General features: G+C 38.0%; 7 protein-coding genes and 1 other RNA gene. 5 read left to right on the top strand and 3 right to left on the bottom strand.

Annotated elements, in window-relative coordinates; genetic code table 11:
• Positions 1-178 precede the first annotated feature (178 nt).
• Entirely contained in the window at positions 179-667 is a 489-nt protein-coding gene (gene tadA, locus P0N36_RS14065) for a tRNA adenosine(34) deaminase TadA (protein ID WP_275843493.1), read from the top strand.
• A gap of 112 nt (positions 668-779) precedes the next feature.
• An RNA gene (gene ffs / locus P0N36_RS14060) (signal recognition particle sRNA large type) lies at positions 780-1,041 on the top strand.
• Between the two features lie 104 nt (positions 1,042-1,145).
• Here ffs and P0N36_RS14055 read toward each other — a convergent pair.
• Positions 1,146-2,390 carry an EAL and HDOD domain-containing protein gene (locus P0N36_RS14055; protein ID WP_275843492.1) on the bottom strand — a complete coding sequence of 415 codons (1,245 nt, stop codon included), beginning with the start codon at positions 2,388-2,390 and terminating at the stop codon, positions 1,146-1,148.
• Between the two features lie 175 nt (positions 2,391-2,565).
• Here P0N36_RS14055 and dnaX point away from each other — a divergent pair, with 175 nt between their 5' ends.
• From dnaX to recR, 3 genes are read left to right on the top strand one after another with little or no spacing between them, the layout of a single operon-like run.
• On the top strand, positions 2,566-4,167 hold the full coding sequence (dnaX, locus tag P0N36_RS14050; protein ID WP_275843491.1) for a DNA polymerase III subunit gamma/tau: 1,602 nt from the start codon (positions 2,566-2,568) through the stop codon (positions 4,165-4,167).
• A 12-nt stretch (positions 4,168-4,179) separates the two neighbouring features.
• Positions 4,180-4,530, top strand: coding sequence for a YbaB/EbfC family nucleoid-associated protein (locus P0N36_RS14045; RefSeq protein WP_275843490.1), 351 nt, complete (start codon positions 4,180-4,182; stop codon positions 4,528-4,530).
• Positions 4,531-4,553: 23 nt separating this feature from the next.
• Positions 4,554-5,153 (top strand): recombination mediator RecR, encoded by a 600-nt coding sequence (gene recR / locus P0N36_RS14040; protein WP_275843489.1) that lies wholly within the window; start codon positions 4,554-4,556, stop codon positions 5,151-5,153.
• Between the two features lie 114 nt (positions 5,154-5,267).
• Here recR and P0N36_RS14035 read toward each other — a convergent pair whose 3' ends face one another.
• Both P0N36_RS14035 and P0N36_RS14030 read right to left on the bottom strand, forming a co-directional pair.
• Positions 5,268-6,425 carry a zinc ribbon domain-containing protein gene (locus tag P0N36_RS14035; RefSeq protein WP_275843488.1) on the bottom strand — a complete coding sequence of 386 codons (1,158 nt, stop codon included), beginning with the start codon at positions 6,423-6,425 and terminating at the stop codon, positions 5,268-5,270.
• Between the two features lie 3 nt (positions 6,426-6,428).
• On the bottom strand, positions 6,429-7,565 hold the full coding sequence (locus tag P0N36_RS14030; protein WP_275843487.1) for an SPFH domain-containing protein: 1,137 nt from the start codon (positions 7,563-7,565) through the stop codon (positions 6,429-6,431).
• Positions 7,566-7,599 lie beyond the last annotated feature (34 nt).

The following is a 7,599-nucleotide window of genomic DNA, read 5'->3' as shown; positions in this document are numbered from 1 at the left end:
GCAAGGTTAAGGCTATAAAACTATATAGTTGAACTATCACGTATAATGAATAGTTGCGAAAGTATCAACGCAATCTATGAATTATAGGAGAATTTAGTGAAACTTAGTTTTGAACCCTTAACCAACCATGTTATAATAATAGAAAAGAAGCAATGATAATTAGAAAGTAGTGTGTTAAATGGAAAAGTGGATGGAAGAAGCCATCAAAGAAGGTAGAAAAGCAGCAAAAATCATGGAAGTTCCGATAGGAGCCATTATTGTATTTGAAGAACAAATTATTGGAAGAGGGTATAATCAACGTAATTCAAAAAAATCCACTTTGGCCCATGCAGAATTAATGGCCATAGAAGAAGCCAGTAAAGTCATTGGCGATTGGCGTCTTGAAGGTTGTACCATGTATGTAACAGTGGAACCCTGTCCCATGTGTGCCGGAGCAATTGTGCAAGCACGATTGGAGGAAGTGGTCATCGGTGCAATGAATCCAAAGGCCGGATGTGCAGGATCTATCTATAATCTACTTGATGATTCTAGATTTAATCATCAAGTAAGTGTCGTAACAGGCGTATGTCAAGAGGCTTGTGCTACTATGATGTCCGAGTTTTTTAAGATGCTTCGTGAAGAGAAAAAAACAGAGAAAATTAGCGAGCAAACAATGGAAGAAATCTGAGAGAAATTGTCCTGCTACAGGTTGACAGAAAGTTGAAAAACCGATATACTGATTTAGCGTTTAGAAATAACATAGGACTTGATAAATGTTGTCTAGTGAAGCCGAAAAGTTTCCGTGCAGCTGGGGAGTTAGCGGTGTCCTGTACCTGCAATCCGCTATAGCAGGAGTGATATCAATCCGAGGGTTGAAGAATGTGGGGCTGCCCTTAAAAAGTAACGATGACGATCTGGTCTTACGCAATGAGAATCTGTGAACCGTGTCAGATCTTGACGGAAGCAGCACTAAGCAGAATTTCTTGTGTGCCGTAAGGGTGCCGGATTTGAGTAAACTAGTAAGGTAACGCCTGTGTTTGAGATTCGAAGTGCGATGCACGGAATTTAATAATAATATAAAAGACTCGGTGATTTTAAGCTCCGAGTCTTTTTCTTCTTCTTATTTGTGGGTTAAAGCTAAGACTCCATTTCATCATATTACGCTACTATATCAGTACCGTAGGCTCTCCGCTAGGATAAATGTGGTTATATAAATCGTCAGCCCATTGAATAGACTTTGCATAAATCTGAGGTAGAGCATCTAGATGAATGCCTGCTTTTTCTGCATATCGGTAAGCGATATTGAAGTCACCTTTTTCATAACCAAGGACCAATCGATAGATTGGCGTATAGATTGTATCCTTACCAAACAAAGTGATTTTTAGCTCCCTTTCTATCGGAAGGGGTCCAACGGCATCCATCATATTCTTGTCCAGTAAGGCATCCAGAACAGAAAGTAAACCAATTAGTTTCAAAGAGTCTGTATTTAACTTTGATTTACCGATATGACCGATTTCTTCCATCATTTTCATACGCACCATGGATAGCTTTATAATCTCCGGTGTTTGCTCACCCAGTAAAGAATCCATAAGTGCAATATTAAGCCAATTCTTAAAAGATTGAACACCAACCATGGCAAGAGCATGCTGGACGGATTGAATCTTATTCATAAAATAATGGCTTGAATTAACCAATCTAAGCAGTTTGATGGTCAGATTAATATCTTCTTCTATTCGCTTAGAGATTTCCTTAATGTTGGGTTCACTTTCATTGGATAGCTTTAAGATTTCAACATTATTTAGATTGGAGTGTTGTAGTATTTTGCCTTTTGTTAAGGTTGGTTTACAGAAATAATATCCTTGAAAAAGTTCGAAACCCATCCTTTTAAGCGTTTCATAGCTATCATGGCTCTCTATATTTTTTGCCAAAAGTATTTGAGTCGTCATTTGGAAACGCTTAACAATACGTTTAAGGCTACTGGCGGTGTTCTTGGTAAGATCGACTTGGATAATATCGACCAACTCCAGTAGGTTAATATGTGGGTAATTATCTAAATAGCCGGCTAAGGAAATAAGATAACCATCATTCTTAAATTCACTAATCTTATCCAAGAAAATGGAATCAGGGACTATATCTGAGGGAATCTGAATAATTGTGGTACTTTTGTTTAAGAGTAGAGGACTATCTTTAAGAACCAGTTCTCGATCAAAATTGATGAAGGCAATATGGCCACCTATTAAAGTATCCATGCCAATATCGAGGTAACTGTTAAGCAATAGGCGAGATGTGGCCTCGTCATACTCACTGTCTACTTTTTCAGGAGAGTTTAAACTGCTTCTATAGATAATCTCATACCCAATCACAATTTGATTGCGATCAAATATGGGTTGTCTTGCTAAATAAAAATTCATAGAATCACCACCTTATAAATGTTATTATACCAAAAAGATTTGGATGTGTAAGTATTTTTTAACCATTTACGGGTTTGAAGCTTTTTAAAGTAGAAGGACCTTCAACAGAATCTAAACTTGTGGTAAAATAGTAAAAGAGTATAATTGATTTAGAAACAGATGGGAAGTGACTCAAATGGCGTATACGGCATTATATAGAAAATGGCGTCCAAGAACATTCAAAGACTTAGTGGGACAAGACCATATTGTAAAAACACTGACGAATCAAATTATGTCACAGCGGGTGACCCATGCCTATTTGTTATGTGGCACCAGAGGAACGGGCAAGACATCTACAGCCAAGATATTTGCTCAGGCCATTAACTGTGAAGCGCCAGTAGAAGGTAACCCATGTCATCAGTGTCCCTCTTGTATGGACATTGAGGATAAGGGGAGCATGAATATCATAGAGATTGATGCAGCATCTAACAATGGTGTTGATAATATTAGAGATATTCGAGACGAAGTAAAATACACACCTACACTGGGGAAGTATAAAGTCTATATTATTGACGAGGTTCATATGCTATCAACAGGTGCCTTCAATGCGCTATTAAAAACATTAGAAGAGCCACCTAAGCATGTCATCTTCATTCTAGCTACAACTGAACCTCATAAAATACCGGCAACAGTACTATCAAGATGTCAGCGCTATGATTTTAAAAGAATCACCATAGAAACAATTACCGGCGCACTAAAAACTTATATGGTACAAGAAAACATAGCAATAGAGGAGAAAGCCATTAATTATATTGCCAAAGTGGCCAATGGTTCCATGCGTGACGCACTTAGTATCCTAGATCAATGTATTGCATTTTATATTGGAGAAGATGTGACCCTTGAGAAAGTATTGGATGTTCTGGGGGCTGTGGACCATGAAGTTTTTGCACAATTAACAGATGCCCTACTTGATCGAAATGCAAAAGTCTGTATGGATATTGTGGAAAAAATCACCATGCAAGGTAGGGATATTTTACAGTTTATACTAGATACAGTTAACCATCTTAGGAATCTATTGGTGGTCAAAAGTGTGGATGAACCGGATGAAATATTAGATATGACCATGGATCAGATTCTTCTATTAAAATCCCAGAGCGTACGTTTTAAAGATGAGACCATCTTATATTATATAAAGCAACTGTCTAATCTTGAAAACAAAATCAAGTATATGTCGGGTGAGAGGATTCTGCTGGAAGTAGAGTTGCTTAAATTGTGCAACCCGGATATGGATGATTCAAACGAAGGGCTAAGACATCGATTAACCTATCTTGAAGAAACAGTAAAAAATGGTATTATGGTTCATGAAGTCATACCGGAAAAGAAACCCTCGAAAGAAGCACTTAAAAAATCACAGCAAAAAGTCATCGATATTAATGCTGTACCAGAAGATATAAAACAGGTTATTCACAATTGGATGGGTGTGGTGGAACACACACATACCGTAACCAAAGCCTTTTTAAAAAATGCTTTTCCAATCAATTTAGAAGATGATGTGGTCTATATTGTATGCGACAGTGAAATTGGAAAAAATCACTTGTCACAAGAAGAAAATATGGGTAAAATAGACCATGTGCTTAAACAGATGTTCGACAAAAAATTCAACATTAAGGTGATAGATCAAGAAGATTATAATCAAATAACTCAGAGACAAATGAGTAAAGATGAAAGCTTAAAAGACGCTAAGAACGTGTATGAGCAGATAAAATCAAAGATAAACTTTGACATTGAGATTAGATAAGGAGGCAATATTATGGCAAAGCGTGGAGGATTTCCGGGAGCAGGTGCACCTGGTAACATGAATAACCTAATGAAACAAGCACAAAAAATGCAGAAGCAAATGGCAGAGATGCAAGAAAATCTAGATAAACAACTGTTTGAAGCAACAGCAGGTGGCGGTGTGGTTAAAGCGGAGGTCAATGGGAAAAAAGAGTTAACTAAAGTCACCATAGATCCAGAAGCAGTTGACCCAGATGATGTTGAAATGTTAGAGGACTTAGTTGTTGCAGCGGTTAATGAAGCAATTCGAAAAGCCGAAGAAGCGGTAAGCAGCCAAATGTCCCAAATGACAGGTGGTATGAACTTGCCAGGTGGGTTGTTCTAACAAGCAATCGAAGGATGGTAGAAATGGATTATTTTGGTAATCATGTAGGAAGACTCATTGACGAATTGTCAAAGCTTCCGGGAATCGGTAACAAAACAGCCCAAAGATTGGCTTTTCATATCATAGGCATGCCAGAAGCCTCCGCAGAAAATCTAGCGAAGGCGATTGTTCATGCTAAGCGACATATTAAGTTCTGTAGTAAATGTTTTACTCTAACAGACGATACATTATGTCCAATATGTAAAAGCTCCAATCGAGATCAAGAAACAATCATGGTAGTGGAGGCATCTAGAGACATGGCTGCTTATGAAAAGACCAGACAATACAAGGGTCTTTATCATGTACTCCATGGTGCTATATCCCCTTTGCTAAATGTGGGACCTAATGACATCAAAGTACGAGAATTATTATTACGTCTTGAACCGGAAAATACCCAGGAGGTCATATTGGCCACCAACTCGTCCGTAGAGGGTGAGGCAACAGCAGTATATTTGAGTAAGTTAATCAAACCTTCCGGCATTAAAGTAACGCGCATAGCCAATGGCGTCCCTGTAGGCGGAGATTTAGAGTACGTAGATGAGATCACCCTCTCAAGAGCTTTAGAAGGAAGGGTAATGTTATAATTATAGTCATTAAATCTTGTGGTTTAATAAAAACAATTGAAATTATGAATTATTGAGAAAAGAGCAAGAAACTTTCTTAAAAGAAGGTTTCTTGCTCTTTTCTCAATAAAATAACTAAGCGCCGTTTTGCATGGCAAAATAAGCAATGATGAGTATGATGGTTAGAACTGCTAATATCGCCCCGGTAATTTTCCAAGCACTTTTGGGGAAATCACCATGAACCAACCCGGTTTGGCCATTGACCATAAAATGATACACTTTGGTTTTGTACTGATAGCTAGAAAGCCAAATGGGTAAAAGTATATGTTTATAAGTAATAGCGTTGTATGCGGTGTCTATATTCAAAAATCGGACTTGGTCGCCACCAATTTTTCTCGTGACTTCTGATTTAAGAGTATCATCAACAATTCTAATACCGGACGCCCAACCATTTTCTAGAGATATGCTATAACGTTCTGCGAAGAAACCGGATAGATATTCTGGTTTGTAGGCTACTAAATCTGTGAGATTAAAAGGTTCAATTTTCTTAAGCATGAGGTCATCCACTTTATTGGACGCTCTAACAAGTACATCGTCAAAAAATCTAGGATAGTCACCTCGAACTCTGGTCCAGCGGATTTTTCTTTCTTGGTAAGTCTGAGTTTTACCATCAACAACCCGTGTTCGTGTCACATAATAATAATCTCCTCGGTCTGCTGTATAATAAGAATAAGTATGGGTATCATAAGTCCAATAAGGTACATAAGTTCCTAAGAGTTTATGATTATTATATTCCTTTTTCAAGTCATTTGGTGCGAACCAACGTTTGGTGATCCAATGCTTGAATTTAGCTTCACCTTCTTGTTGATCCACTTTAAAAGGCACTAAATAATGGGGTGGAATGGTTTTTATTGCTTCATGCAAAGAAATATATGAGGAGCCACAATAATTACAGAACTTAGCCTGAGTGTGTGCTTCAAAAATAACTTCAGCTCCACAATTTTTACATGAAAAGCTCTGAACATCGGCTTCATCCCAAGTACTTAGATCTTCTTTTAATGCAGACTCGAAACAAAGCTCAACAATTCGGGTGTTTTCTGCCATAATATCACGCGTCGAGTCACAATGTGAACATTTAAGGTTAGACCCTTCAGGATTATACTTCATCCTCCCTCCACAAGAAGAACAAGGCACCATAAGTGCGTCATCAAATTGCTCTTCAATAATATCTAAGATTTCTTCTTCTTCATCGGTCTTATAATCAGTCAATTCATTCTCTTTGATATCTTTCATAGCCTACTCCTGAGTTTTTTCGCCACAATGAGGGCAGAATTTTGTACCGGATTGTACTTTTTCTCCACACTTAGAGCAATTAAGTTCGAGGATTTGGCTTGTACCGCAGTCTACACAGAATTTGGCTCCCATGTCAAGGGTATGACCACAGGCGATGCAAGTATTGATGAGGCTGTTTCCACATTCCGGACAGAATTTTGTACCTTTATTGACCAGAACATGGCATTTTGGACAGTTGATTTGCACCACAGAAGCAACTGGTTCTGCTGGAGTGGTGGGTGTTGACATGGCATCTTTCATCATATTGCCAATGCCCATGCCGGCACCTAAACCGGCACCCATACTTGCCATTCCACCGCCAGTATTTTGAGCAGCATCACGAAGGGCTTCTGCTGATTGGAATTTCATATATTGGTTAAGATCTCCAAGAGCCCCCATTTGTGTACGTTTGTCGATGGCTTGCTCAACTGATTCTGGTAGGGATAAGTTTTCTATAATAAAATCCGATATAGCGAGACCGAATATTTCAAACCGCTCCATAATGCGAGCCATAGCCATTTGACCGATTTCATCGTACTGGGTGGAAAGATCCATGGCTGCAATTTGTGATTCTGCAATTACATCAGATGTACTTGAAACAATAAGGCTTTTTAGGTGTTCTGTAATTTTATCTGCAGTATAAAAACGATTGGATCCAAAAACTTCTTTTAGGAATACAACAGGATTACCAACTCTAAAAGCGTAGACACCAAAGCCACGTAATCTTAGCATACCAAAATCTTGGTCACGCATCATAATCGGGTTGGTTGTACCCCATTTTTGGTTGGTAAACTGTTTTGTATTAACAAAATAGACATCGGTTTTGAAATGATTCTCAAATAAATGTTTCCAGTTAGACAAAGATGTCAGTATAGGCATGGTATCGGTAACAAGCGAATATTTTCCGGGTTCATAAACATCAGCGATTTGGCCTTCATACACAAAAACAGCAACTTGTGAAGGTCTTACGATTAATTGTGCCCCTTCTTTAATTTGTTGTTTTCCTTCAATTGGGAATTTATAAACCATTGTATCTTGAGAAGCATCTTCCCAATGAATAACTTCAATAAATTCTCCTTTTAAAAATTTAAATAATCCCATTTTCATTCCCCTTCTTCAAAATAAATTTTAATTA

This window comes from Petrocella sp. FN5 (genome assembly GCF_029210395.1).
Classification (GTDB): domain Bacteria; phylum Bacillota; class Clostridia; order Lachnospirales; family Vallitaleaceae; genus Petrocella.
This window is presented reverse-complemented; position numbering and strand designations above follow the sequence as displayed.

Excerpts from the sequence above, each read along its gene's own strand:
- tadA (WP_275843493.1), top strand. The coding sequence starts at position 179 with ATGGAAAAGTGGATGGAAGAAGCCATCAAAGAAGGTAGAAAAGCAGCA.
- P0N36_RS14055 (WP_275843492.1), bottom strand. The coding sequence starts at position 2,390 with ATGAATTTTTATTTAGCAAGACAACCCATATTTGATCGCAATCAAATT.
- dnaX (WP_275843491.1), top strand. The coding sequence starts at position 2,566 with ATGGCGTATACGGCATTATATAGAAAATGGCGTCCAAGAACATTCAAA.
- P0N36_RS14045 (WP_275843490.1), top strand. The coding sequence starts at position 4,180 with ATGGCAAAGCGTGGAGGATTTCCGGGAGCAGGTGCACCTGGTAACATG.
- recR (WP_275843489.1), top strand. The coding sequence starts at position 4,554 with ATGGATTATTTTGGTAATCATGTAGGAAGACTCATTGACGAATTGTCA.
- P0N36_RS14035 (WP_275843488.1), bottom strand. The coding sequence starts at position 6,425 with ATGAAAGATATCAAAGAGAATGAATTGACTGATTATAAGACCGATGAA.
- P0N36_RS14030 (WP_275843487.1), bottom strand. The coding sequence starts at position 7,565 with ATGGGATTATTTAAATTTTTAAAAGGAGAATTTATTGAAGTTATTCAT.